The sequence below is a fragment of the Mycobacterium sp. MS1601 genome (assembly GCF_001984215.1).
Lineage (GTDB): Bacteria > Actinomycetota > Actinomycetes > Mycobacteriales > Mycobacteriaceae > Mycobacterium.
The window spans coordinates 1,471,303-1,495,029 of sequence record NZ_CP019420.1 but is presented as its reverse complement, the minus strand read 5'-3'; the positions used below and the strand labels follow the sequence as shown (position 1 = coordinate 1,495,029).

Annotated in this window: 20 protein-coding genes and 1 pseudogene; 17 read left to right on the top strand and 4 right to left on the bottom strand. The window is 66.3% G+C overall.

Going from position 1 to position 23,727, the window contains the following annotated elements; genetic code table 11:
* Nucleotide 1 precedes the first annotated feature (1 nt).
* Nucleotides 2–1,015 carry a phosphogluconate dehydrogenase (NAD(+)-dependent, decarboxylating) gene (gene gnd, locus BVC93_RS07260; protein WP_192860361.1) on the bottom strand — a complete coding sequence of 338 codons (1,014 nt, stop codon included), beginning with the start codon at nucleotides 1,013–1,015 and terminating at the stop codon, nucleotides 2–4.
* A 178-nt stretch (nucleotides 1,016–1,193) separates the two neighbouring features.
* On the opposite strand from gnd, the gene BVC93_RS07255 reads away from it, so the two are divergent.
* The gene (locus BVC93_RS07255) at nucleotides 1,194–1,898 is read left to right on the top strand and encodes a GntR family transcriptional regulator (protein ID WP_236950280.1); all 705 of its coding nucleotides are present in this window, start codon (nucleotides 1,194–1,196) and stop codon (nucleotides 1,896–1,898) included.
* On the top strand, nucleotides 1,783–2,358 hold the full coding sequence (locus BVC93_RS07250; protein WP_335583122.1) for a RidA family protein: 576 nt from the start codon (nucleotides 1,783–1,785) through the stop codon (nucleotides 2,356–2,358). Before BVC93_RS07255 ends, BVC93_RS07250 begins: the two co-directional genes overlap by 116 nt.
* A gap of 19 nt (nucleotides 2,359–2,377) precedes the next feature.
* On the opposite strand, the gene BVC93_RS07245 is transcribed toward BVC93_RS07250, so the two are convergent.
* A complete protein-coding gene (locus BVC93_RS07245) occupies nucleotides 2,378–2,977 on the bottom strand; it encodes an SRPBCC family protein (RefSeq protein ID WP_083736573.1) in 600 nt (199 codons plus the stop codon).
* Between the two features lie 165 nt (nucleotides 2,978–3,142).
* Between BVC93_RS07245 and BVC93_RS07240 the strand changes: the two genes are divergently transcribed.
* The 9 genes from BVC93_RS07240 (at nucleotide 3,143) to BVC93_RS07195 (ending at nucleotide 12,530) form a co-directional block, all read left to right on the top strand.
* A complete protein-coding gene (locus tag BVC93_RS07240) occupies nucleotides 3,143–4,135 on the top strand; it encodes an LLM class flavin-dependent oxidoreductase (protein ID WP_236950278.1) in 993 nt (330 codons plus the stop codon).
* Nucleotides 4,136–4,449: 314 nt separating this feature from the next.
* Nucleotides 4,450–5,445, top strand: coding sequence for an ABC transporter substrate-binding protein (locus tag BVC93_RS07230; protein ID WP_083736570.1), 996 nt, complete (start codon nucleotides 4,450–4,452; stop codon nucleotides 5,443–5,445).
* Nucleotides 5,446–5,513: 68 nt separating this feature from the next.
* On the top strand, nucleotides 5,514–6,293 hold the full coding sequence (locus BVC93_RS07225; RefSeq protein WP_236950277.1) for an ABC transporter ATP-binding protein: 780 nt from the start codon (nucleotides 5,514–5,516) through the stop codon (nucleotides 6,291–6,293).
* Entirely contained in the window at nucleotides 6,290–7,135 is an 846-nt protein-coding gene (locus BVC93_RS07220; RefSeq protein ID WP_083736568.1) for an ABC transporter permease, read from the top strand. The genes BVC93_RS07225 and BVC93_RS07220 overlap by 4 nt, the downstream gene beginning before the upstream one ends.
* Entirely contained in the window at nucleotides 7,132–7,905 is a 774-nt protein-coding gene (locus BVC93_RS07215; RefSeq protein ID WP_236950276.1) for an ABC transporter permease, read from the top strand. The genes BVC93_RS07220 and BVC93_RS07215 overlap by 4 nt, the downstream gene beginning before the upstream one ends.
* Nucleotides 7,902–10,229: a xanthine dehydrogenase family protein molybdopterin-binding subunit gene (locus tag BVC93_RS07210; protein ID WP_083736567.1), complete on the top strand. Its 2,328-nt coding sequence runs from the start codon at nucleotides 7,902–7,904 to the stop codon at nucleotides 10,227–10,229. The genes BVC93_RS07215 and BVC93_RS07210 overlap by 4 nt, the downstream gene beginning before the upstream one ends.
* Complete coding sequence (locus BVC93_RS07205; RefSeq protein ID WP_083736566.1) at nucleotides 10,226–11,089, top strand: FAD binding domain-containing protein; 864 nt, start codon at nucleotides 10,226–10,228, stop codon at nucleotides 11,087–11,089. The genes BVC93_RS07210 and BVC93_RS07205 overlap by 4 nt, the downstream gene beginning before the upstream one ends.
* Nucleotides 11,086–11,565, top strand: a complete 480-nt coding sequence (locus BVC93_RS07200; RefSeq protein WP_083736565.1) for a (2Fe-2S)-binding protein — start codon at nucleotides 11,086–11,088, stop codon at nucleotides 11,563–11,565. Before BVC93_RS07205 ends, BVC93_RS07200 begins: the two co-directional genes overlap by 4 nt.
* 50 nt (nucleotides 11,566–11,615) lie before the next feature.
* Nucleotides 11,616–12,530 (top strand): FUSC family protein, encoded by a 915-nt coding sequence (locus BVC93_RS07195; RefSeq protein WP_083736564.1) that lies wholly within the window; start codon nucleotides 11,616–11,618, stop codon nucleotides 12,528–12,530.
* Here the strand turns inward: BVC93_RS07195 and hglS are convergent.
* A complete protein-coding gene (hglS, locus tag BVC93_RS07190) occupies nucleotides 12,502–13,905 on the bottom strand; it encodes a 2-oxoadipate dioxygenase/decarboxylase (protein ID WP_083740873.1) in 1,404 nt (467 codons plus the stop codon). The genes BVC93_RS07195 and hglS overlap by 29 nt on opposite strands.
* Before the next feature lie 84 nt (nucleotides 13,906–13,989).
* Between hglS and BVC93_RS07185 the strand changes: the two genes are divergently transcribed.
* Nucleotides 13,990–15,216, top strand: a complete 1,227-nt coding sequence (locus BVC93_RS07185; protein WP_083736563.1) for an amidohydrolase family protein — start codon at nucleotides 13,990–13,992, stop codon at nucleotides 15,214–15,216.
* Nucleotides 15,213–16,223: a glucose-6-phosphate dehydrogenase (coenzyme-F420) gene (fgd, locus tag BVC93_RS07180; protein WP_083740872.1), complete on the top strand. Its 1,011-nt coding sequence runs from the start codon at nucleotides 15,213–15,215 to the stop codon at nucleotides 16,221–16,223. Before BVC93_RS07185 ends, fgd begins: the two co-directional genes overlap by 4 nt.
* Before the next feature lie 97 nt (nucleotides 16,224–16,320).
* Here fgd and BVC93_RS07175 read toward each other — a convergent pair.
* Nucleotides 16,321–17,792 (bottom strand): annotated as a pseudogene (locus BVC93_RS07175) (carboxyl transferase domain-containing protein).
* A gap of 36 nt (nucleotides 17,793–17,828) precedes the next feature.
* Here BVC93_RS07175 and BVC93_RS07170 point away from each other — a divergent pair.
* The 4 genes from BVC93_RS07170 to BVC93_RS07155 are packed head-to-tail and all read left to right on the top strand — an operon-like array spanning nucleotide 17,829 to nucleotide 23,716.
* Nucleotides 17,829–18,563, top strand: a complete 735-nt coding sequence (locus tag BVC93_RS07170; RefSeq protein WP_083736562.1) for an enoyl-CoA hydratase — start codon at nucleotides 17,829–17,831, stop codon at nucleotides 18,561–18,563.
* On the top strand, nucleotides 18,564–19,691 hold the full coding sequence (locus BVC93_RS07165) for an MBL fold metallo-hydrolase (protein ID WP_083736561.1): 1,128 nt from the start codon (nucleotides 18,564–18,566) through the stop codon (nucleotides 19,689–19,691).
* 33 nt (nucleotides 19,692–19,724) lie between these two features.
* On the top strand, nucleotides 19,725–21,341 hold the full coding sequence (locus BVC93_RS07160) for a serine hydrolase (RefSeq protein WP_083736560.1): 1,617 nt from the start codon (nucleotides 19,725–19,727) through the stop codon (nucleotides 21,339–21,341).
* Entirely contained in the window at nucleotides 21,338–23,716 is a 2,379-nt protein-coding gene (locus BVC93_RS07155) for a cation-translocating P-type ATPase (protein ID WP_083736559.1), read from the top strand. Before BVC93_RS07160 ends, BVC93_RS07155 begins: the two co-directional genes overlap by 4 nt.
* Nucleotides 23,717–23,727 lie beyond the last annotated feature (11 nt).

Genomic DNA, 23,727 nt, shown 5'->3' with positions numbered 1-23,727 from the left:
GTCAGCTCGACTTTTCCGCATGCCCACCGAACTCGGAGCGCATGGCTGAGAGGACCTGGTCGGTGAAGTGCCCGAGCTGACGCGATTCGAACCGTTGGTTGAGTGCGGCGGTGATGACAGGCGCTGGAACGCCTTCATCGACGGCCGCCAGCACGGTCCAGCGCCCCTCGCCGGAGTCGGACACCTGGCCCGAGTACTGCTCCAGATCGGGTGAGCAGGCGAGCGCGTCGGCGATCAGGTCCACCAGCCATGAACCGACCACGGAGCCGCGCCGCCACACTTCGGCGACCTCTCCGACATTGATGTCGTACTGATATGCCCACGGGTCGCGCAACGGGGTGGTCTCGGCGTCGATGTGCCGGTCGACCGTGCCGGCATTCGCATGTTTGATGATGCTCAGCCCTTCGGCGATAGCCGCCATCATCCCGTACTCGACTCCGTTGTGGACCATCTTCACGAAGTGGCCGGCTCCGCTCGGGCCGCAGTGCAGGTACCCGTCCTGGGCAGTGCCGACACCGGGCTTCCGGTTGGGGGTCGGGGTGGCACTGGCGGCGCCGGGGGCGATCGACTTGAAGATGGGGCCCAGCCGGTCCACCACTTCGGGTTCGCCGCCGATCATCAGGCTGTAGCCGCGCTCCAGACCCCACACTCCGCCACTGGTGCCGCAGTCGACGTAGTGGATGCTGTTGTCGGCGAGCTTGTGAGCCCGGGTGATGTCGTCGCGGTAGTAAGAGTTGCCGCCGTCGATCACGATGTCGTCAGGTGCCAGCAGGGGAACGAGCGCATCGAGGGTTCGGTCGACTATGGCGGCGGGCAGCATAAGCCAGATGGCGCGGGGTGTTTCCAGCTTGCTCACGAAGTCCTCGAGTGAGGTCGCCGTGGCGGCGCCTTCGCCGGCCAGCCTTTCCACCGCAGTGGGGTTCACGTCGTAGCCCACGCATCGATGCCCGTCGGCCATGAGGCGGCGGACGAGGTTGGCGCCCATCCTGCCCAACCCCACCATTCCGAGCTGCATCGGTGTCGAAGTGGTCACGTGTTCTCCTCAGAGTCGCGAACTAGCGATGGTCGGCCCTGATCCTATTGACCCCGGGAAGCGGTGGTTGGAGCTCTCCATTGCGTCTTTGCTGGCTTCGACGCACCGCCCTGACCGGTTATCGCATAGAGTATCCAATTGCTTGAGAAAGGGGGTCGCCGTGCCGACACGTGCCAGGCAGGCGCACGAGCCCAGATCGGGGTTCGTCCGGCCCAAGACGGCCCAGCAGGCGGTTGTCGAATTGCTGCGCAACGACATCACCTCCGGCCGGTTGGCTCCAGGGACTCCCATCGTGCAGGAGGCGCTGGCCGAACAGCTTGGAATGTCCCGTATTCCGATCCGCGAGGCACTCAAAAGCCTCGAAGCCGAAGAGTATGTGACCTATGAGCCGCACAGCGGCTATCGCGTGGTCAAGCTGGGTCTGAAAGAACTCACCGAGGTCTTCCGGCTCAGAACGCTGTTGGAAGAGGAACTGATCCGCGACTCCATGCGGATCCCGGTGGCTCCGGGGATCATCGACGAGATGCGCATGCTGATGGACGAGATGGACCGTGCGGGTGCAGACGGTGATCTGGTTGCCGTCGGCGTCGCGAACCGGCGGTTCCACTATCTGACCTTCGAGCAGAGCGAACTGTCCCGCACCAAGCGCATAGTCAATCAGCTGTGGAACATGGCCGACCCGTATCGTCCGCTGTACTCGGATCTGATGGATCTCGAAAAGGTGAACTGCGAGCACGTTCTGATCACCGATGCGATGGTCGCCGGTGATGTGGACCGAGCCGTCGCGCTCAACAGCCAGCACCGCTCGCACTCGATCGAGCACCTCAAGGCCGTCCTCGGATCGGAGCAGGGGTCAGCTTCTTGACCTCGCCGTACAACAGGCTCAGCCAACTCGGCATCGAGGTCCCACCGTCACCGGCGCCCAAGGGGCCTACTTTCCGGCCCGACTGCACGGCGGTCAGCTCTGGGTTTCGGGTGCCACCGCCCGCACCGTGGCGGGTCCCGGGCTGCGGGGTGTGGTCGGTGACGACGTGACAGCGGCCCAGGCCAGGGAACAGGCGGGCATCGCCGCGCTGAATCTCCTGGGCGCCATCGACGCGGCTGTGGGGCTGGACGCGGTGAACGCCGTGCTGCACCTGCGGGGCTACGTGCGGGCCGTGCCGGATTTCGACAGCCAGCCCGGTGTCATCGACGGCGCTTCAGAGCTGTTGTTGGCCGTGTTCGGCAGCGAGGTCGGCGCGCATGCGCGCACCGCGATCGGGGTTGCGTCCCTGCCAGGGCAAGCGTGCGTGGAACTCGAACTCGTCGTTGCGGTTGGCGGCTGAGTCGCGGTTGCCGGCTGCGTCAGCGGGTGGTGTAGACGGCCCGCCCTACGGCGAGGCCCAGCGCGATGCCGGCCAGCATGGTGGCGCCCACCTGCACCAGTGCCCCTCGCTCGGCGATGGCCGCCGGCAGGGCGGTCGGGGCGGACGTCGGCGCCGCGGTATCCGCGGGGTTGTCGCCGGTGCTGATCATGATGTTCAGTCGGCTCACGAATTGCTTGATGATGCGTCCGCTGACCTGGGAGATCACTCCGCTGCCGAACTGGGCGATACGGCCACCGAGGTCGAGGTCGGTGGTCACCACCACCGCGGTGCGCCCGGCGTCGGCATGTGCCGCGATGGAGATGGTGGCCTCGGCCGAGCCCTGTCCCTTGCGGTCCTTGGCGGCGCCGCGCACCACCATGGTGTGGGCGTCGTCGTCCTGGCTCACCAGCACCGCCGAACCCTGCAACGTGAGACCGACGGGACCCACCTTCACGGCCACCCGGCCGTCGTAGTTGCTGCCGTCCACCGCGTCGATCTCCGCACCGGGGATGCACGACGCCATCCGGGGGATGTCGGTGAGAGCCGTCCAGGCCGACTCCAGCGATGCGTCGACGGTGAATTCGTTGATCAGCTGCATGGCTGTCTCCTCGATGACCTGTGGGTTTCGGCGCGGTGAAGGGAATCGTGCAGTTACGCTGCGAGGCGATTGGATCCGATATACAGTATCAGCCATCGGGCAGTCGGACAGGCTGGATCAGGTCCCCGACAGTGGCATGAAAGATGGCAAGAAAGGCTGCACCAGGTGCTGAGTAAAGGAATCGGACTCTTCCCCACCGAACCGGTGGGGGCGATGCGCGATTACGTCCATCTGTGTGAATCCCTGGGTTATGACAATGTGTGGATCGGTGACTCGCAGAACATCTGGCGCGAGTCGTCGACGGTCATGGGTGCCGCGGCAGTGGGCACCGAGCGGGTGATCTTCGGTACCGGCGTCACCAACGCAGTGACCCGCCACCCGTCGCTGCTCGCCTCGTCCTGGGCCACCCTGGCCGAATACACCGGTGGCCGTGTGGCTTTGGGCATCGGCACCGGTGATTCCTCGTTGCGAACCATGGGTCTCAAGCCGCAGAAGCTGGCCGAGCTGGAAGAGTCGATCAGCCAACTGCGCACCCTGTTCCGTGGGGAAAAGGCGGTCGAGCCCAACAGCGGGGCCGAATACCACCTCAACTACCTCACCGAGCCCATGAACATCCCGATCTACATCGCGGCATCGGCACCGAAGATTCTGCAGATGTCGGGCCGCATCGCCGACGGTGTGATCGTCCTGGTCGGCACCGCACCACATTTCATCGAAGCCGCCCTGGCCACCATCGAGAAGGGCGCCAAGGAGAGCGGACGCACGCTCGATGATCTGCACATCGTGCTGTGGACGCCGACGGCCATCGGCCCGGACCGCACCGAGGCGCGGGATCTGGTGCGCGCGCACGTTTCTCGCGTGGCCATCCGGCCGCTGCCCGCCAAGGTGGACCCGGCGCTGGAGGCCGCCATCAACCGCATCCGCGAGTCGTACGACTATTACCACCACATGGACACCGAGGCCTCGCATGCCGATCTGGTGCCCGACGAACTGGTGGACTTGTTCGCTTTGGCGGGAACCCCTGATGAATGTGCACAGCGGTTGAAGGAGATCGAGTCCCTGGGCGTCAACCAGGTGTCGATCGTGCCGTTCGTGCGGCCCGGCCAGAGCAAAGAGACGACCATCCGCACCTTCGCGGACATTGTCGCGGGCCTGTAGCGATGTCTGCCGGCGCGTCGTTTCCCTCTCCTGGCAGTGGTGTGCCCGGCGCACCGCCGGCGCTGAAACGTGCGTTGACCCCCGCAGACGGGTCACCGGCCCAGCCCGCAGTGGATGCGGTGGCGGCACCGCAGTCTGCCACACACGACAGCAGCACTGCGCCAACAAATTTGACGGCCGCGGCAGCGATGACCGGTGTCGCGGTCGGACTGGAAATCGCGCGGTTGATCAGTCGCCAACGACGGCGAAACCGCAAATGCGGCTCGCGACGAGCCGGATAGTTGAACACAAGAATTCACCCTGGAGGTTCTGAAATGTCGTTCGTCAGGAAATGTGCCGTGGCAGGTCTGGCTGCGGTGCTCACCATTGGTACCGCCGCGTGTGCCGACGAGTCCGCCGGCCCGGAGACCGCCGCCGAAGGCAGCGGTGACAAGACCTTGAGCATCTCGGCCACCGGCGTCGACAGCCTGCCTTTCATGGCGATCCTGCAGGTGGGTATCGACAAGGGCTGGTTCGAGGAGAAGGGCCTGGAGGTCGACCTGTTCTCCGGCGGCGGTGGCGGCAACACGCTGCGTGTGGTCACCAGCGGCGACGCCGATATGGCCATCGCCGGAAACACCTCGGTCCTGCTGGCCGCTCAGCAGCCCAGCTCCAACCTGACGGTCATCGCGCCGTGGTTCCAGCTCAACGACTTCGCCTGGATCGCCCCGCCGGGACGCACCCTGGACAACAACTCGGTGCTCGGCTTCAGCTCCGCGGGTTCGTCCACCGAGCTGCTGGTAAAGGGACTGGAAAAGGATCTCGGTGTGCGGGCCCAGGCAGTCGGCGGCATGGGTGACAACTGGACCGCCGCCAAGGCCGACCAGATCACCGCGGGCTGGGCCATGCAGCCGTTCATCGCGGCCAAGGAAGCCGAGGAGAACGCCGAGGTTCTGGTCAACGCCCGCGACATCCTGGGCGATCTGCCCGCCGATCTGGTGGCGGTCAACAACGACTACGCCGAAGCCAACCCGGACAACCTCAAGGCCTTCTTCGAGGTGGCTGACCGCCTCAACGAATGGGTGGTCGCCGAGCCGGACGCCGCCGCCGCCGAGATTGCCCCGCTGGTCGGCGTCAGCGAAGAGGTCATGAAAGCATCGCTGGCAGCCACCCCGGACCTGGCCAAGGGGTACTCGCTGACGGTCGACAAGGACGGTCTGGAGAATCTCTCCAACCTGATGGTCGGTGCCGGTCAGATCACCGAGCCAATCGACTGGGCCACCGTGCTGGACCAGCAGTACCTGCCCGAGGACGCCCGCGCCACCCTGTGACGCGGCTGTCCCCAGCCTGATCGCATCGCCGATGATCGGAGAAAAGCATGCAGCCGCAAGGCATTCAGATGGACGACGTATCCGTTGTCTTCGAGACCGCGGCGGCCACCGTGACCGCTGTCAAGAACGTCACCCAACAGGTGCCACACGCCAGTTTCGTGTCGATCGTCGGCCCCAGCGGCTGCGGTAAGTCGACACTGCTCGCGGTGATCGCCGGGTTGCAGAAGGCGTCCTCCGGATCGGTCAGCGTGGCGGGTAAACCGGTCACCGGACCCGACCCGAAGATCGGTGTTGTCTTCCAGGAGGATTCGACGTTGCCGTGGCGCACCGTCGAGGAGAACGTCCGGTTCGCCATGCAGATGATCGGCGTCGACAAGGCCGAGCAGCGCAAGCGGGCCAAGGACGCCATCGATCTGGTGGGGCTGGCCGGCTTCGAGAAGTCCTACCCATCGCAGTTGTCCGGCGGTATGCGCCAGCGGGTGGCCCTGGCCCGCACGCTGGCGGTGCAGCCGGAGGTGGTGCTGATGGACGAGCCGTTCGCGGCACTCGATCAGCAGACCCGACTGTTCCTCGGCGCCGAGGTACGCCAGATCTGGGCACGCACCAACCAGACCATCGTCTTCGTCACCCACGACATCTCCGAGGCGATCCTGTTGTCGCAACAGGTCTGGGTGATGTCGTACCGCCCGGGCACCATCATCGATGTGGTCGACATCGACCTGCCCGAGAACCGCGATGCCAGCGTGGTCTCCACGCCGCAGTTCAACGATCTGCACAACCGGATCTGGAGTTCGCTGCAGGCCGAATCCATGCGCGGGTTCAAGCAACAGGAGACCGCCGCGACATGACCTCCTCGTACGTCGCTACCGACGACCTCCCGGCCGAGACGTTGCCGGCGCACCAGCCCGCACCGGCGCCGCGCAAGCGCGGGATCAGCAAGGGCGCGCTGAGCGCACTGTCCACCGTCGGGCTGATCGTGGCGTTCATCGCGGTCTGCGAGATCGGGGTGCGCGCCGGTCTGTGGAACGAGAGTGTGTTACCCGCTCCGTCAACCGTTTTCGCCGAGCTGGCCACCCAGATGGCGCTGCCCCAGTTCTGGGATGACGCCGCACGCACGGGCGTGGAGGTGGCCGTGTCGCTGGTGTTCGGCGCCGTGGCGGGCCTGGCCGCGGGCCTGACGTTCTGGAAGCTGCCCTACATCGGCCGGATCTTCGAGCCGTACCTGGTGTCGTTCTACGCGGTGCCGCTGGTGCTGTTCTACCCGGTGATGATCGTGCTCGTCGGTATCAATGCCATGTCGGTGATCATCCTGGCCACCATCATGGCGGCCATCCCGATGGCACTGAACACCACCGTCGGTCTCAAGGGCATGCGGCCGGTGTACATGAAGCTGGCGCGCTCACTGAACGCCTCACCACGCCAGGTCTTGTTCTCCGTCGCCATCCCGGCGGCAGGTCCGTTCATCGTCGCCGGCCTGCGGCTGGCCGTGGTGTACGCCCTGATCGGCACCATCGCCATGGAGTTCACCACCGCGCAGGCAGGTCTGGGCTACCGCATCCGGTATCTCTATGAAACCTTCGACAACACAGCGATGTTCGCCTACATCGTCGTCGTGCTGATGTTCTCGTGTCTGCTCACTGTGCTCCTGGCACTGCTCGAGCGGGTGCTGCTGAAAGGACGGAACCTGTGACATCCGCGGTAGCGCCACCGTCACTCGCCTCCCGCCGCGTCCGCACCTTCCTCGGCGGCCAGCTCTTCGGGTCCGTGGCCTTGGCCGCGGTGATGGTCTTGATCTGGGAGATCGTCTCCGGACTGACGTTCGTCATCCCGTCGCCGGCAGCCACCATCACCGTGCTGCTGCAGAACCTGACGAACTCGGCCTACCTGTTCGACATGCAGGTCACCGCGCAGTCTGTGGTGCTGGCATTCGTCATCGGCACCGCCATCGGCGGCGGCCTGGGCTTGCTGCTGGGTCTGTCGGAGAAGCTGCGGCTGATCTTCGAGCCGACGCTGATCATGCTCAACGGCATTCCGAAGATCGTGCTGTATCCCGTTCTGCTCCCTATCTTCTCGCTGTCGGGTTCCAAAGTGGTGATGGGCGTGCTGTTCGCGCTGTTCCCGGTGCTGATCAACGTCTCCACCGGCGTGCAGGAGATCCCCAAGGTCTATTGGAAACTGGCCAAGTCGGTGCAGGCAAATGCCTGGCAGCGGCTGGTGTACATCATCTTCCCGGCGATCCGGCGTCCGCTGCTCACCGGTATCCGGCTGGCGGTCAGCCTGGCGGTGGTGGGTGTGGTGCTCTCGGAGTTCTTCGCCACCAGGCGCGGGTTGGGGCGGGTGGTGCTGCAGTCCTACAGTCATGGCGAGTATCCATCGATGGTCGCCACGATCCTGCTGTTGATCACCGTGTCGTTCGTGATCTCGATTGCATTGTGGCAGTGGGAGAAACGAATCCATTGAGTGGGCAGTCGGACGGATACATCGGCCAGTCGATACCACGGCGTGAAGACCAGCGGCTGCTCGCCGGGCGCGGGCAGTTCCTCGCCGATCAGGCCGCCGGTGCACACCACGTGGTGTTCGTCCGCTCCAGCGAGGCCCATGCCCGCATCGAGCGGATCGACGGTACCCGCGCAAGCCAGATGCCGGGTGTGCTGGGGGTGTTCACCGCGGCCGATCTGGGTCTCGACGGTGTACCGATCCCGTTGCTCACCCGTCCAGAGGCCGAGTTCAGCGATGCCACCAACTGTGTGCTGGCCGAGCAGCGCCTGCCGATCCTGGCCGCCGACCGGGTGCACTACGTAGGCCAGCCGATAGCGGTGGTGATCGCCGAGGATCGCTACCGGGCCGAGGACGCCCTGGAGGCAGTGGAGGTGCAGTACGCGCCCCTGCCCGTGGTCACCGACGTCGAACATGCACTGACCCCGGACAGCCCGGTGCTGTTCGACCATCTGTCCACCAACGAGGCGGCCAGCCTGGAGTACTCGTTCGGTGATCCCGACGCGGCCATGGACGCGGCGCACCGGGTTGTCACGGGTACCTACCGGATGGGTCGGCACGGTGCGATTCCGCTGGAGTGCCGAGGTGTGCGTGCCGAGTTCGACTCGCGCCGAGGTCAACTCGAGCTCGCTACCTCCACCCAGGTACCCCACATGGTGCGCAAGGCCATCTGTGGGGTCACCGGTTGGGCCACCCACGAGGTCAAGGTCGTGGTGCCCGACGTCGGCGGAGGCTTCGGCACCAAAGCCAACGTGTACAGCGAAGAGATCGTGATGGCGGTGCTGGCCCGGCAGACCGGCTACGCCGTGATCTGGGTGGAGGACCGTCAGGAACACCTCGCGGCCAGCGCACAGGGCCGCGATCAGCTGCACCGCACCCGGCTCGCCGTCGACAGCGACGGACACATCATGGCCTGGGAGGACCACTTCCTGGTCGACATCGGCGCGGGCAGCTTGTGGGTGGCCGGCATCGTCGCCAACACCGCGATCCACCTGTTGGGGCCGTACCGCGTTCCCGCCGCCCATATCTCGGGTCGCGCTGCGCTCACCAACAAGACCCTGGTGGCTCAGTACCGCGGCGCAGGCCGACCCGAAGCGACGTTCGCTCTCGAGCGCAGCCTCGACGCCGCGGCAGCCGAACTCGGTATCAGCACCGCCGAGATCCGGCGGCGCAATCTGCTGACCGACGCGGATCTGCCCTATTCGCGGCCCATTCCGTACCGCGACGGGGTGCCCGTCGTCTACGACGGCGCCGACTACCTCGCCTGTCTGGAATCGGTCATGGACGAACTGCCGCCGTCGGAGGTGGAACTGATGGCCGCCGAATACCCGGATCACGCCATCGGATACGGGCTGTCGAGTTACCTCGAGGCCACCGGTCGCGGCCCGCACGAGACCGCCCGCATCCGGGTACTGCACAGCGGCGAGTTCGAAGTCACCTCGGGAGCTGCCAGTGCCGGGCAGGCGCACGAAACCGTCTTTGCCCAGGTGGCCGCCGACGCGTTGGCGGTGCCGCTGGACATGGTGCGCTACGTGCCCGCCGACACCGAGCGGCTACCCGAAGGGGTGGGTACCTTCGCCAGCCGGTCAGCCATCCTGTCCGGCTCGGCAATCCACCAGGCGGCAGGCGAACTCGTCGAGCTGGCCACCGTCCGGGCCGCAGCGGTACTCGGGGTGTCGTCGGGAGTCGGCTACGCCCGCGGAGTGTTCACCGCCGGTGACCGCAGCATCGGCTGGCGTGAGCTCGCGCAGTCGCAGGCCGTGGGTGGCGGTATGGAAGGCGGCGGCGCCCTGGATGTGACAGCGGTCTTCCGTCCGCCGACGGTGACCTGGACCATGGGTGTGCACGCCGTCATCCTCGGGGTGCATCGGCGCACCGGCATCGTCACCGTGCTGCGATACGCGGTGGCACACGAGGGTGGGCGTGAGATCAATCCCAAGGTGGTCGAAGGCCAGGTGGTGGGCGGTGTGGCCCAGGGTGTGGGCGGCGCACTGTTCGAGCAGTGGAGCTACTCGCCTGCCGGACAACCGTTGTCGACGACATTCGCGGCCTACCATCTGCCGCTGTCCACCGATATGCCGCGCGTGGCGGTGCGGCATCTGCACGTCGACACCCCAGTCAACCCGATCGGTGTGCGCGGTGCGGGGGAGAGCGGCACCATCGCCGTCTACGCCGCGGTGGCCAGTGCGGTCGACGACGCACTGGGCACGGGATTCCACGTGACCGCCACCCCCATCAACACCGGCGCGCTGTGCCGGGAACTCGACGCTGCCAGGGCGATCGCATGAAACCGGCGGAGTTCTCTTATCATCGCCCCGAAACCGTGGCGCAGGCTCTGGAACTGCTTGCCGGGCAACCGGATGCGAAAATGCTGGCGGGTGGGCAGTCGCTGCTGACGCTGATGAATCTTCGCCTGGCCCGGCCGGGCGCAGTGATCGACCTCGGCGGCCTGCCCGAGCTCACCCGCATCTTCGACGACACCGATGACTTGATCCTCGGCGCCATGGTGACGCACCGGACGGTGGAGACCGATCCGCTGATCGCCGCGCGCACACCACTGTTGGCAGATGCCGCTGGTTACATCGGCCACGTCGGCATCCGCAACCGCGGCACTATCGGCGGCTCCATCGCGCACGCCGACCCGGCCGCCGAGATGCCGTTGGCTGCACTGGTGTTGGGCGCAACCTGTCACGTCGAGTCGGCGGCCCGAGGGCGCCGGGAGGTGGCCGCCGAGGACATGTTTGTGTCCTTCTACACCAACTCGCTCGAACCCGACGAGATGATCACGTGGATCTCACTGCCCGCGATCAAGCCGGAGCAGAGTTGGGGATTTGTCGAATATGCCCATCAGCACGGCGATTACGGCATGGCAGGCGCGGGTGCGGTGTTGACACTGGACACCGCCGGGAGAGTCGCGGGGCTGCGGGCCGCGGTGCTCAACGCCGCTGATCGGCCATTGTTGTTCACCGGAGCTGTCGGGGAGCAGCCGTCAGCTGCGCTCTGGGAACATCTGGCCGCCGAGTGGGCTGCGCAGACCGAACCGTCAACCGACGACGTGGCGTACTCGAAGCGGCTCTGTGCCGTGGCGTTGGAGGAGGCGATGACGGTGGCCTCGGGGAGATTGACGCACGAACGGGAGATGGCATGACAACCGTGCAGATCTCGGTGAGAGTGAATGGCAAGGTGTTCGAGCGTTCCGTGCCGCCGCGAATGATGCTGGCGGACTTTCTTCGCGACGAACTCGGCTTGACCGGAACACATCTCGGGTGTGAGCACGGGGTCTGTGGGGCCTGCTCGGTGTTCATCGACGGACGCAGTGCGCGCGCGTGCCTGACGTTGGCCGCGCAGGTGGACGGACGGAGCGTCACCACTGTCGAGGGCCTGGACGAGTTCGAGGAAGCGCCGCGACTGCGGGAGTGTTTTGCCAAGCAACGTGGGCTGCAGTGCGGGTTCTGCACCCCTGGGTTCCTGGTATCCGCGCTGGAATTGATCCGTGACACCGACAAGCAGAAGCCTCTGACCGAGGAAGGGGTACGAGAAGCTCTGTCGGGCAACATCTGCCGCTGCACCGGGTATCAGGGGATCGTGGACGCCGTGTTGGAAGCGGCCGAGACATCGGACTAGGCGCCTCGACGAGGCGGCTGCTTCGCCCGACCGGCCGCGCCGACTGGGTTATGGCCGCGGTGCTGGCCGTCGCCCTGGGCGCGGTGTTCCTGGTGTGCGATCAGCTGGGGCAGTCGTCCAGCGGGGCCGGCGTGGCTCTGGGCTTTGTCTTGACGGCCGTGCCGGTGATTCCCGAAAGACTCTCTGCGGCAGCGGAAGTGTTGACGTTGCGCAGCGTTGCGGTGGTGCTGGGCGCCGTGGTGGTGCAGTTGTGTGACGGTCGGGTGCCGGTGTTGGCGGCCTGCACCGTGGCGGCGGCGATGCTCGGGGCGGTGTTCCCCAAGCTGGGTGCCACTGCCGCGCTGGCGGTGGTGCTGATGGACCTGCACATGGGGCGGATGGCCGAGCCCGCACCTCTGCCGGTGTTGGTGCTGTACCTCATCGGCGCGGCCGTGGTGTGGGTGTCCGTCGTGGCCGTGCGCAAGGCGACTCCGGTGGAGAGCACACGTTCGCCCACCAGGGCGGGCTACACCCACGTCGCGGCCATGGGCGTCTCCGTCGCAATCGCCACTGCCGTCGCGGCTCTGGTACCCGACGATGTGGTGGGTTCACACTGGCTGGTCACCAGCGTGGTGTTGTCCATCCAGGCCGATCCGTCGGCCACGGGTGTTCGCCTGGCGCAACGGTTGTCGGGCAATCTGGTGGGCGCCGTGCTGGCTGCGGTCATCCTCGCCACGCACCCGTCGGCGGCCGCACTGGTGATCGCCATCGTGGTGCTGTTCCTGTTGGCCATGGCGCTGCGCCCGGTGAACTACACCTGGTGGGCGATCGCCGGGCCGCCGGTGCTGTTGCTGACCAGCGAGTACCCCGCCGTCTTCCCGTGGTATGAGGGCGGGGTCCGACTGCTGATGAACGTTGTTGGTGCGTTGGTCGTCGTCGCCGTCGTTTTCGGAGTGCCTAGGGTGTGGCGCGCAGTGGGGACGTGAGTCCGAGTTGCCGCGACACCTCATCAAGAGAGCGCTGCCGTTGTGCGGCATACAATTCGTTGGGATCGGCGACCTGACGGCCCAGGATTTCCGACATCCACTCGATGGTGCGGTCGGTGCCGGCCACCGAGGCGTCCTTCTGCCCTTCGGAGGACAAGTTGGATTGAAAGATACCGGCGGCCGATCGGGGCAAGAAGTCCTCGTACACGATGGGGTGTGGCACCAGCCAGCCCCGGTGCAGCAGGGTCTTGAGGTTCGCCTCCAGTGGCCCGGCGCGCTCGGACTCCGGAGCCAGGGTGAAGGTGAAGTAGGCCAGATCGGCAACAGCCAGTTCGAGTTCGGTGGTCGGCAGGAACTCCCGCCACACCTCGCGCGCGATGTCCTGACGGACCGCACCCGGCTCCTCGGCCAAGCGGGCGTCGGTCTTGGCCACCATCACGTCGTAGAGGTCGCGCCCGGCCGGCGTCAGGGCCACGCCGCGCGCTTCCACCTCACCGAAGCGCACCCGCAGCGAGTCGGTGCGCACCGTTGCGTCCGCCTCCCGGAAGCGGCGCGGTTCGGCCAGTGCCTTGAACGACGTCTGGCGCAGCAGCACATCGGGTCCCTCCCAGCCGGGAGGGCCCTGGATGTCGTCGATCATGGTGATGCCCCTGGCTTCCATCCGGCGGTAGAGCTCGTCGATGTCCAGCACCCGGGGGGTCAGATGGTTGATGTGGGTGGTGCTCACGCCGCCGATGTCCGCGGCCACCGAGGAGATGGCGTCCAGCGTCTCGTACCACAACCGGTCCACCGGCTCGTCGGACAGCTCGAAGGCCGCCGTGGCCAGGGCCACAAAACGGTCGGCGTCGCCGTCGCAGAGCTGGCCGTCGGCCTGTGCCGCAGCGGCCAGTTCCAGCAGTTCATCGTCGAAAAGAATTCGGGCCTGGAGGAATTCGTCGAGGCGGTTGGTCAGTTCCTCGGTGAAGAACCTGCGATCGTCGATCACCAGCATGGAGGTGAAGACCCGGAATGGGTTGAGCGCCAGCTCTTCGGGATCGATGGGCCGAAAAGCGGTGGACACCACGGGCACTGCGGCCGACGCTGCCTCTCGCAGGTCGTAGAACCCGACGGGGTGCATCCCGAAACCGCCGAAGATCGTCGCCACCTGGCGCATCTCCCTGGCGGTGCCCACACGGATGGCGCCGTGGCGTTCGTCGGCCACTCGTCCTGCGCTGCCCAGTCTTTCGGCGTCGGCGCCGCGACGAACCAGCACCTCGTGGTTCACCTCGGCTGCCACCTCGACCAGATCGAGATAGGCGGGAACTTCGTTGCCGTACATCTGTGACAGTGACCGCGCGAACCGTGCGCGCAGTTCCCATGAGCTGACGGTGGCCATCCGATGCGTCTCCTCGCGTTGGTTCCCCCGGCGGGGCATGCACCTGTACCGTATACTGGATCCAATCCGTGCGAAAGTGGGACGATGGCAACTCTGCTCGTGGAAGACATCGGTGTCCTGGTGCAGGGCGACCGGAACCGGACACCGCTGCGTGATACCAGCCTGGTGGTCGAGGACGGGGTGATCACCGGAATCGGGACCGATCACCCGGCGCCCGACCAGGTGCTCTCGGCCGGCGGCCTGACCGTCATCCCGGGCCTGGTGGATGGGCACGTCCACCCCACCTTCGGGGAGTGGACGCCGGCGCAGAACGCGGTCGGCTGGTTCCACAACTACCTTCACGGCGGGTCCACCTCGATGGTGTCTGCGGGCGAACTGCACATCCCGGGTCTCGACTTCACCGCGCTGACACCGGAATTGGTGCTCAGTATCGCCATCACGTCCAAGCACACCACGGGCCGGATGCGGCCCTCGGGCGTCAAGGTCAACGCGGGCACCATTCTGTTGGTACCCGGGATGACCGAGGAGCACTTCGACCGGGCCGCGCGCGAGGGCATCGACCAGCTGAAGTTCATCTTCTACGACTGGAACAGGTTGGGTGACGGTGAAGCCCAGCAGTATGTCACCTGGGCGCACGAGCGCGGGATGACGGTCAAGATGCACTCCGGCGGCGTCTCGCGCTCGGGGTCCAGCCGAGTGGCCGGTCGCGACGTCGTGCTGGCCGTCGAGCCCGATATCGTCGGCCACATCTCCGGTGGGCCCATCCCCGCGCCGGACGCCGATATCCTGGCGATCATCGAGGAGCTGCCGTCGGCCAGGCTCGAGGTGTGTAGTTCCATGAACTATCGCGCCACCAAACTGGTTGTCGAGCAGCTGATCTCGCGTGGACAGATCGAGCGTCTGACTCTGGGTACCGACACCCCAGGCGGCACCGGTGTGATCCCGCGCGGCATGCTGCGCAACATCTGCTTCCTCGCCTCGGTGTGTGGCCTGGATCCGGTGGCCGCAGTGGCTGCGGGAACCGGGCAGACCGCCGCGGCCCACGGTCTGGACACCGGTGTGCTCGAGCTCGGACGTCCCGCCGATTTCCTGGTGCTGGGTCCCATCACCGGCTCCACCGCCACAGATGGCCTGGAATGCTTTGCGCTGGGCGACCTTCCGGGTATCGCCTCGGTGGTGGTCGACGGCGTTCCGCTGGTCGAGACCCGCAGCGAGCAGACACCGCCGCCGTCGCGCAGTGTGACCTGGCGAGGCGCAACGGTACTCGCTTCCGTGGCCCCGACCGCCACACCACGAAGTGGCTGCTGCTGATGGAACTGAAATTGGGTTACAAGGCGTCGGCGGAGCAGTTTGCGCCGCGTGAGTTGGTGGAGTTGGCGGTGTTGGCTGAGTCGCATGGGATGGATAGTGCGACGGTCAGTGATCATTTCCAGCCGTGGCGTCATGAGGGTGGGCATGCGCCGTGGTCGTTGGCGTGGATGACGGCGGTGGGGGAGCGTACTGAGCGGTTGCTGTTGGGGACGTCGGTGTTGACGCCGACGTTTCGGTATAACCCGGCGGTGGTTGCGCAGGCGTTTGCCACGATGGGGTGTTTGTATCCGGGCCGGGTTTTCTTGGGTGTGGGTACGGGTGAGGCGCTCAATGAGATTGCGACGGGTTTTACCGGTGAGTGGCCGGAGTTCAGGGAGCGGTTTGCCCGGTTGCGGGAGTCGGTGCGGTTGATGCGGGAGTTGTGGTTGGGGGATCGGGTCGATTTTGAGGGTGAGTATTACAGGAGCAAGGGTGCCTCGATTTATGACGTGCCTGAGGGTGGTGTTCCGATTTACATTGCTGCGGGTGGGCCGCAGGTGGCCAAGTACGCCGGTCGTGCTGGTGATGGGTTTATCTGTACTTCGGGTAAGGGCGAGGAGTTGTATAGGGACAAGTTGATTCCGGCGATGCGTGAGGGTGCTGAGGCGGCGGGTAAGGATCCTGATGGTGTGGACCGGATGATCGAGATCAAGATTTCCTATGACACTGATCCTGAGGCAGCGTTGGAGAACACTCGTTTTTGGGCGCCGTTGTCGTTGACTGCTGAGCAGAAGCACTCGATTGAGGATCCGATCGAGATGGAGAAGGCTGCTGATGCGTTGCCGATTGAGCAGGTGGCCAAGCGTTGGATTGTGGCTTCGGATCCTGATGAGGCGGTCGAGAAGGTCAAGGATTATTTGGACTGGGGTTTGAATCATTTGGTGTTTCATGCCCCGGGTCATGATCAGCGCCGGTTCCTGGAGCTGTTCCAACGCGACCTGGAACCCCGCCTACGCAAGCTTGCTTGATCCGGTGGGGTGGACTGGCTCAACACCGGTAGCGCGCCCTGCTTTCGCCGAGCGGTGAATGGCGCCGATGCCGATGATCCGGCACCGTTCTGAGTGCCTACAGTCCCAACGTCCGGTACCGGTTCAACCGCGCCGCGATGCGCGCCGAGGCAGGCTGCTCCCGTAGCGAGGCCAACTCGACGGCAATCGCCCGGGACAGCCGCTGCGAGAACGCCACCGGTTCGTCGGCGGCATCGGGATACTCGCCGACGATCGCATCGACGATCCCGTTGGCCAGCAAGTCGCGAGACCGAACTCCCTGAGCGGCAGCCAGTTCCGGCGCATGGTCGGTGTCGCGGAACACGATGGCACTGGCACCTTCCGGCGGAAGTGGCGCCAGCCAACCGTGCAGCGCGGCCAGCACCCGGTCTGCGGGCACCATCGCCAGCGCCGGGCCGCCGCTGCCCTGCCCCAGTAACACCGACACCGTCGGCACCTCCAACGTCACCAGATCGGACAGGCAGCGGGCGATCTCACCGGCCAGCCCACCCTGCTCGGCCTCGGTGGACAACGCAGGCCCGGCAGTGTCGATCACCAACACCAGCGGCAACCCTAGTCCGGCAGCGAGTGCCATTCCGCGGCGCGCCTCGCGCAGCGACGCCGGCCCCACCAGGCCGCCCGTCACCCGCTGTTGTCCCAACACCACCGCGGGCTGACCATTGAACCGGGCCAGCGCCAGCAACGACGTCGTCGCCGTCTCACCCTGCCCCGTTCCGGACAGCAGCACCCGTTCGGTGCAACCGTGCCGCAACAGATGGGCGGCGCCGGGGCGGTCGGGTCGCCGCGATGCCTCGATCGACGTCCAGGCGGGCACATCGGGAAGGTCACCGGACGGCTCGGCCACCGGAGCCGGGTCGGGCGTATCGGAGACCACCTTCAGGGCCCGATCCAGCGTGTGTCGCAACAGCGACAGCGGCACCACGCCGTCGATCACCCCATGCCGCTGCAGGTTCTCGGCCGTCTGGACTCCAGGAGGAAAGGGCTCGCCGTAGAGATGCTCGTACACCCGCGGCCCCAGGAACCCCACCAGCGCGCCGGGCTCGGCCACGGTGATGTGGCCCAGCGACCCCCACGACGCGAACACCCCACCGGTGGTGGGATGCCGCAGGTACACCAGGTAGGGCAGCTGAGCCCGCTTGTGCAGCGTGACGGCAGCGGCGATCTTGACCATCTGCAGGAACGCGACGGTGCCCTCCTGCATGCGGGTGCCGCCAGAACTCGGCGACGCCAGCAGCGGCAGTCCCAACGTGGTGGCCTTTTCGATGGCGGTGGTGATCCGCTCGGCGGCGGCCACCCCGATGGATCCGGCCAGGAAATCGAACTCGCAGGCCACGACGGCGACCCGGCGGCCGAACACCGTGCCCTCGCCGGTCAGCACCGATTCGTCCAGCCCGGTGGTCCCCGCGCAGCGGCCAGCTCGGCCGCGTATGTCGAGTTCGCACCAACGTCCACGGGTGGCACGTCCCAGCTGACGAACGATCCCTTGTCCAGGACAGCGTCCCGAAGCGCGACGGCGCTGATGCGGCTCACGCAGATGAGGCTAGTGCGATTGGCTACCCTGACCACATGATCGGTGTCACCCGCGTCGGCAACGTCACGACCATCGAGCTGCAGCGTCCGGAGCGACGCAACGCGCTGAACAGCGAACTCGTCGACCGCCTGCGCGAAACCGTCCAGCGCGAGGCCGCCGAAGACGTCCGCGCCATCGTGCTCACCGGCGCAGGCACGGTGTTCTGCGCGGGCGCCGACCTCTCGGGAGACGTCTTCGCCGCCGACTTCCCCGACAAGGCGGTGGCGCTGAACAAGGCCATCGACCAGGTGCCGGTGCCGGTGATCGCCGCCATCAACGGCCCGGCGATCGGCGCGGGCCTGCAGCTGGCCATGATCTGCGACCTCCGTGTGGTGGCCCCGGACGCCTATTTCTGGTTTCCCATCGCGAAATACGGCCTGGCGCTCGACAACTGGAGTGTGCACCGCCTCGTCAGCCTGGTGGGCTACGGGCGGGCTCGCGGCATGCTGCTCGGGGCGGAGCGGCTCAGCGCCGAGACTGCGCTCGAAACCGGGATGGCCAACCGGCTCGGCACGCTGGAAGACGCGCAGGCATGGGCTGCCGAGATCGCCGGTCTGGCGCCGTTGTCGATCCGGAGTTCCAAGCGGATCCTCAACGACGACGGCGCCTACCTGGCTGAGATGCCTGCGCACCACAAGGAGCTTTTCGACGCCGCCTGGGGCAGTAAGGACGTCATCGAAGCTCAGGTGGCTCGCATGGAGAAGCGGCCGCCGAACTTCCAGGGAGCGTAGATGCTGAGAGGCGCGATCCGACTGGTCGGCGGGACCGCCACCTTGGTGACGGGCGGATGGGCGCTGCGGGCCTTGCACGGCACCCCGTCGGCGCTGGGCGCGGGACCCGCCGTGATCGCCGCCACGGCGCAGACGTCCCCGAACTTCCGCGACGGTGTATTCCACAACGCCGAGCCGTCGTCGACCATCAAACTCTCACCCCAGGAACAGCGCATGCTGGTCCGTGACCTGCTGATGAGTCGCGCAACCGGGCACCCCGGCGGGGAGATACCGTTGGTCACCCCGGTCTCCACCGCCAAGGCCGCGGCGCTGGCGGTCACCTGGTACGGGCATTCGTCGGCGGTCCTGGAAGTCGACGGTTACCGCGTCCTGGCCGACCCGATGTGGAGCCAGCGGTGCTCGCCGTCCCGGACCATCGGCCCGCAGCGCCTGCATCAGGTGCCGGCCCCACTGGAGGCGCTGCCCGCCATCGACGCGGTGATCATCAGCCACGACCACTACGACCACCTCGACGTCGACACCATCAAAGCGCTGGCTCGCAGTCAGCGGTCGACGTTCTTCGTTCCGCTCGGCATCGGCGCCCATCTGCGGGAATGGCATGTCCCGCCGGAGCGGATCGTGGAACTGGACTGGGGCCAGGCCGGTGAACTGGGTGAACTCAAACTGGTCTGCACCCCGGCGCGGCACTTTTCCGGACGGTTCCTCACCCGCAACACCACGCTGTGGTCGTCATGGGCCGTCATCGGGCCGAAGCACCGGGCGTTCTTCGGCGGGGATACCGGATACACCTCGGGCTTCACAGACGTCGGCGCCGAATACGGACCCTTCGACCTGACGTTGATGCCGGTCGGTGCGTACCACCCGGGTTGGCCTGACATCCACATGAACCCCGAAGAGGCGGTCCGCGCGCATCGCGACCTCACCGATGCAGGCAAAGGACTGTTCGTGCCGATCCACTGGGCCACCTTCCGGCTGGCGCCGCATCCGTGGTCCGAACCTGTCGAGCGGATGCTGGTGGCGGCGCGGGCGGAGAACGTCACCGCGGCGGTGCCGCGTCCCGGCGAACGGGTCGGCGCCGACCTGGCGGCCACGCCGGACCCTGAATTGGATCCGTGGTGGCGGTTCTGACCGGTGGCGGTTTGAAAGGTTACGGTTCTCGCTGTGAACTCGAGCCTGGTTCGTGCCGGAGTTGCTGCTGCGATCGTGCTGCTGGCAGCAGGATGCGCGACGGCATCGCAGCCGGCCGCCACCACCACAACACCGGAGAGCGCCACCAGCACAGCGCAGGTGCCGCCACCGTTGGTGCCCGCCATGCCGCTGCCGGAGAACGCCGTCGACAACGCGGTGGCCAAGCTGGACGGCATCATCGATGAGCTGATGTCCTCCTCGGGGATACCAGGGCTGGCAGTGGCGGTGGTGCACGGCGGAGAAACGCTGTATGCCAAGGGTTTCGGAGTCAAGGACAATCGGGCCGGCGATTCTCCGGAGAACAAGGTGGACCCGGACACGGTGTTCCAACTGGCGTCGCTGTCCAAACCCGTGGGAGCCACCGTCGTCGCTCATCAGGTCACGACCAACGCAATCGGTTGGGACACCCGGGTCGTGGACAAGCTGCCGTGGTTTTCGCTGGCCGACCCGGCGGTGACCGGCCAACTGACCGTCGGTGATCTGTATTCGCACCGGTCCGGGCTGCCCGACCACGCCGGGGACAAGCTCGAGGACTTGGGTTACGACCGGCGTCAGGTGCTCGAGAAGCTGCGAGAACTGCCGCTGGATCCGTTCCGGATCTCCTACGCCTACACAAATTTCGGACTCACCGCGGGCGCCGAGGCGGTGGCCGCCAGTGCGGGCAAGAGTTGGGAGGATCTCTGCGACGAGGTGCTCTACCGGCCGTTGGGCATGACGTCGACCAGTTCCCGGTTCGCCGACTACGAGGCCAGGCCCGACAAGGCGCTGGTGCACATCGCGATCGACGGCGGCTACCAGCCGCTGTATCAGCGCAACGCCGACGCACAGGCTCCCGCGGGTGGTGTCAGTTCGTCGCTGAACGACATGACTCGCTGGCTGACGATGGTCCTGGCCGACGGCACCTACAGTGCGTCGGGGAAAACCACCCAGATCGCTTCCCCGGAAGCGCTGCTGCCTGCCTTGAGCCCGCAGATCGTCTCCAGCCCGCCCTCCGAACCTGCGATGCGGACGGGTTTCTACGGCTACGGATTCAATGTCGGCACCACCTCGGGGGCCCGTACGCAGCTCAGCCACTCCGGTGCCTTCGAGACCGGGGCGGCCACCAACGTCCTGATCCTCCCTTCTGCCGACGTCGGCATCATCGCCCTGTCGAACTCGACCCCGATCGGGCTGGTGGAAACGATCAGCGCTGAGTTCGCCGATCTCGTGCAGTTCGGTGAGGTCCGCGAAGACTGGCGCACTCTCTACGCCGATGCATTCGCCCACATGGATGCCCCGGTGGGCGACTTGGTGGATCAGACACCGCCACCGAACCCGGCACCAGCGCCGCCGGTGCAACAGTTGGCGGGTACCTACAACAACCCTTACTGGGGTTCGGCCACGGTCACCGAAGCCGGTGGCACCCTTGGCCTGACACTGGGGCCCAAGGGTGAGGTGTGGCCACTGAAGCATTGGGACGGAAACGTTTTCACGTTCCAATTCGTCTCCGAGAACTCGCCGCCGGGCAGCGTCTCCAAGGCCACGTTCGACGGGGACCGGTTGACACTGGAGTACTACGACGACGAAGGGATGGGGACGTTCCTGAGATGATCGACACAGCAGCAGGTCTCTCTGATGCAGAGGTGGCTCAGCGGATTGCCGACGGCCAGACCAATGACGTGCCCACCCGCGCGGCGCGTAGCGTCTCGGAGATCATCCGCGGCAACGTCTTGACCCGGATCAACGCCATTCTCGGCGTGCTGTTCCTGATCGTCCTTGCGACGGGCTCGCTGATCAACGGCCTGTTCGGGCTGCTGATCATCGCCAACAGCGGCATCGGCATCATCCAGGAACTGCGGGCCAAGAGAACCCTCGACGCGCTGGCCATCGTCGGACAGGCCAAACCGACAGTGCGCCGCCAGTCGGGCACGCGGCCGCTGCCGCCCAACGAAGTGGTGCTCGACGACATCATCGAGCTGGGACCTGGCGACCAGATCGTGGTGGACGGCCAGATCGTCGAGGAGGTCAACCTCGAAGTCGACGAATCGTTGCTCACCGGCGAGGCCGACCCGATTGCCAAAGACGCCGGCGATCAGGTGATGTCGGGCAGCTTCGTGGTTGCCGGCACCGGTGCCTACCGCGCCACCAAGGTGGGCCGCGAAGCGTACGCCGCGAAGCTGGCCGAGGAAGCCAGCAAGTTCACCCTGGTGAAATCCGAACTTCGCAGCGGTATCAACACCATTCTGCGATTCATCACCTACCTGCTGTGGCCGGCCGGGGCGCTGATCATCTACACCCAACTGTTCACCACCGACGCCGGCTGGCGGGAATCGGTGCTGCGCATGGTCGGCGCGCTGGTCCCGATGGTGCCCGAGGGGCTGGTGCTCATGACATCCATCGCGTTCGCCGTCGGTGTGGTGCGGCTGGGGCGACGTCAGTGCCTGGTCAACGAGTTGCCCGCCATCGAGGGCCTGGCCCGCGTGGACGTGGTGTGCGCCGACAAAACCGGCACCCTCACCGAAAACGGGATGCGACTGTCGCAGGTCAAACAGCTTGGAGCTCAGGACATCTCCGATGCGCTGGCGGGCCTGGCCCACCATGACACCCGGCCCAACGCCAGCATGCTCGCCATCGCCGAGGCCTACCCGAACCCGCCAGGATGGGTCGCGACCGCGAGTGCGCCGTTCAAATCCGCCACCAAATGGAGTGGCATCTCTTTCGGTGAGCACGGCAACTGGGTCATCGGCGCACCTGATGTGCTGCTGGACCCGTCCACCCCGGATGCGGAGGAAGCCGAGCGTATCGGTGCCCAGGGGCTGCGGGTGCTGCTGCTCGGGTCGTGTGAACAATCGGTGGATGCCGCAGACGCACCCGGGCGCGTCACCCCCGCGGCGCTGGTGGTACTGGAACAGAAGGTTCGCCCCGACGCCCGTGAAACCCTCGAATACTTTGCCGAACAAAAAGTTTCGGTGAAGGTGATCTCCGGCGACAATGCGGTGTCGGTGGGTGCGGTGGCCGGGTCGCTGGGCCTGGCGGGGCAGGCGATGGATGCCCGCCAACTGCCCGCCGAGCCTGGCAAGCTGGCCGACACCCTCGAGGAGTACACCACTTTCGGTCGCGTGCGCCCCGACCAGAAGCGGTCGATGGTCCATGCGCTGCAGTCGCGCGGCCACAACGTCGCGATGACCGGCGACGGCGTGAACGACGTGTTGGCGCTCAAAGATGCCGACATCGGCGTGGCGATGGGCTCCGGCAGCCCGGCATCTCGGGCCGTCGCACAGATCGTGTTGCTGGACAACAAGTTCGCCACCCTGCCGTATGTGGTGGCCGAGGGGCGTCGTGTCATCGGCAACATCGAGCGCGTCTCCAACCTGTTCCTCACCAAGACGGTGTACTCGGTGCTGCTGGCGCTGCTGGTCGGCATCGCAGGTCTGGGCTCCGAACTGTTCGGAAGCGACCCGCTGCTGTTCCCGTTCCAGCCCATTCACGTCACCATCGCAGCCTGGTTCACCATCGGCATCCCCGCCTTCGTGCTGTCGCTGGCGCCCAATACCGAACGGGCCCACACCGGCTTCGTCCGTCGGGTCATGGTGGCGGCGCTGCCGACGGGTCTGGTGGTGGGTGTGGCGACATTCGTGTCCTACCTGCTGGCCTACGAGGGGCAGGACGCGCCGGTGCAGGTACAGACCCAGGCCTCCACGGCGGCGCTGATCACGCTGCTGGTGTCGGCAGTGTGGGTGTTGGCCTGCGTGGCCCGGCCCTATGAATGGTGGCGCGTGGCGCTGGTGGCGACGTCCGGGCTGGCCTATGTGGTGATCTTCGCCATCCCGCTGGCCAGGGAGAAATTCATGCTGGACCCGTCGAACACCGAGGTGACGACGACGGCGCTGATCATCGGGGCGGTGGCTGCACTGGTCATCGAGGTGCTGTGGTGGTTGCAGGGGCGGATTCTGGGGGAGAAACGCCAGCTCTGGCGGGTGGGTTGAGCGGGTAGGTT

Coding starts and splice junctions, on each gene's coding strand:
- gnd (WP_192860361.1), bottom strand. CDS start 1,015: ATGCAGCTCGGAATGGTGGGGTTGGGCAGGATGGGCGCCAACCTCGTC.
- BVC93_RS07250 (WP_335583122.1), top strand. CDS start 1,783: ATGCGATGGTCGCCGGTGATGTGGACCGAGCCGTCGCGCTCAACAGCC.
- BVC93_RS07245 (WP_083736573.1), bottom strand. CDS start 2,977: ATGCAGCTGATCAACGAATTCACCGTCGACGCATCGCTGGAGTCGGCC.
- BVC93_RS07230 (WP_083736570.1), top strand. CDS start 4,450: ATGTCGTTCGTCAGGAAATGTGCCGTGGCAGGTCTGGCTGCGGTGCTC.
- BVC93_RS07225 (WP_236950277.1), top strand. CDS start 5,514: ATGGACGACGTATCCGTTGTCTTCGAGACCGCGGCGGCCACCGTGACC.
- BVC93_RS07220 (WP_083736568.1), top strand. CDS start 6,290: ATGACCTCCTCGTACGTCGCTACCGACGACCTCCCGGCCGAGACGTTG.
- BVC93_RS07205 (WP_083736566.1), top strand. CDS start 10,226: ATGAAACCGGCGGAGTTCTCTTATCATCGCCCCGAAACCGTGGCGCAG.
- BVC93_RS07200 (WP_083736565.1), top strand. CDS start 11,086: ATGACAACCGTGCAGATCTCGGTGAGAGTGAATGGCAAGGTGTTCGAG.
- BVC93_RS07195 (WP_083736564.1), top strand. CDS start 11,616: ATGGCCGCGGTGCTGGCCGTCGCCCTGGGCGCGGTGTTCCTGGTGTGC.
- hglS (WP_083740873.1), bottom strand. CDS start 13,905: ATGGCCACCGTCAGCTCATGGGAACTGCGCGCACGGTTCGCGCGGTCA.
- BVC93_RS07185 (WP_083736563.1), top strand. CDS start 13,990: ATGGCAACTCTGCTCGTGGAAGACATCGGTGTCCTGGTGCAGGGCGAC.
- BVC93_RS07170 (WP_083736562.1), top strand. CDS start 17,829: ATGATCGGTGTCACCCGCGTCGGCAACGTCACGACCATCGAGCTGCAG.
- BVC93_RS07165 (WP_083736561.1), top strand. CDS start 18,564: ATGCTGAGAGGCGCGATCCGACTGGTCGGCGGGACCGCCACCTTGGTG.
- BVC93_RS07155 (WP_083736559.1), top strand. CDS start 21,338: ATGATCGACACAGCAGCAGGTCTCTCTGATGCAGAGGTGGCTCAGCGG.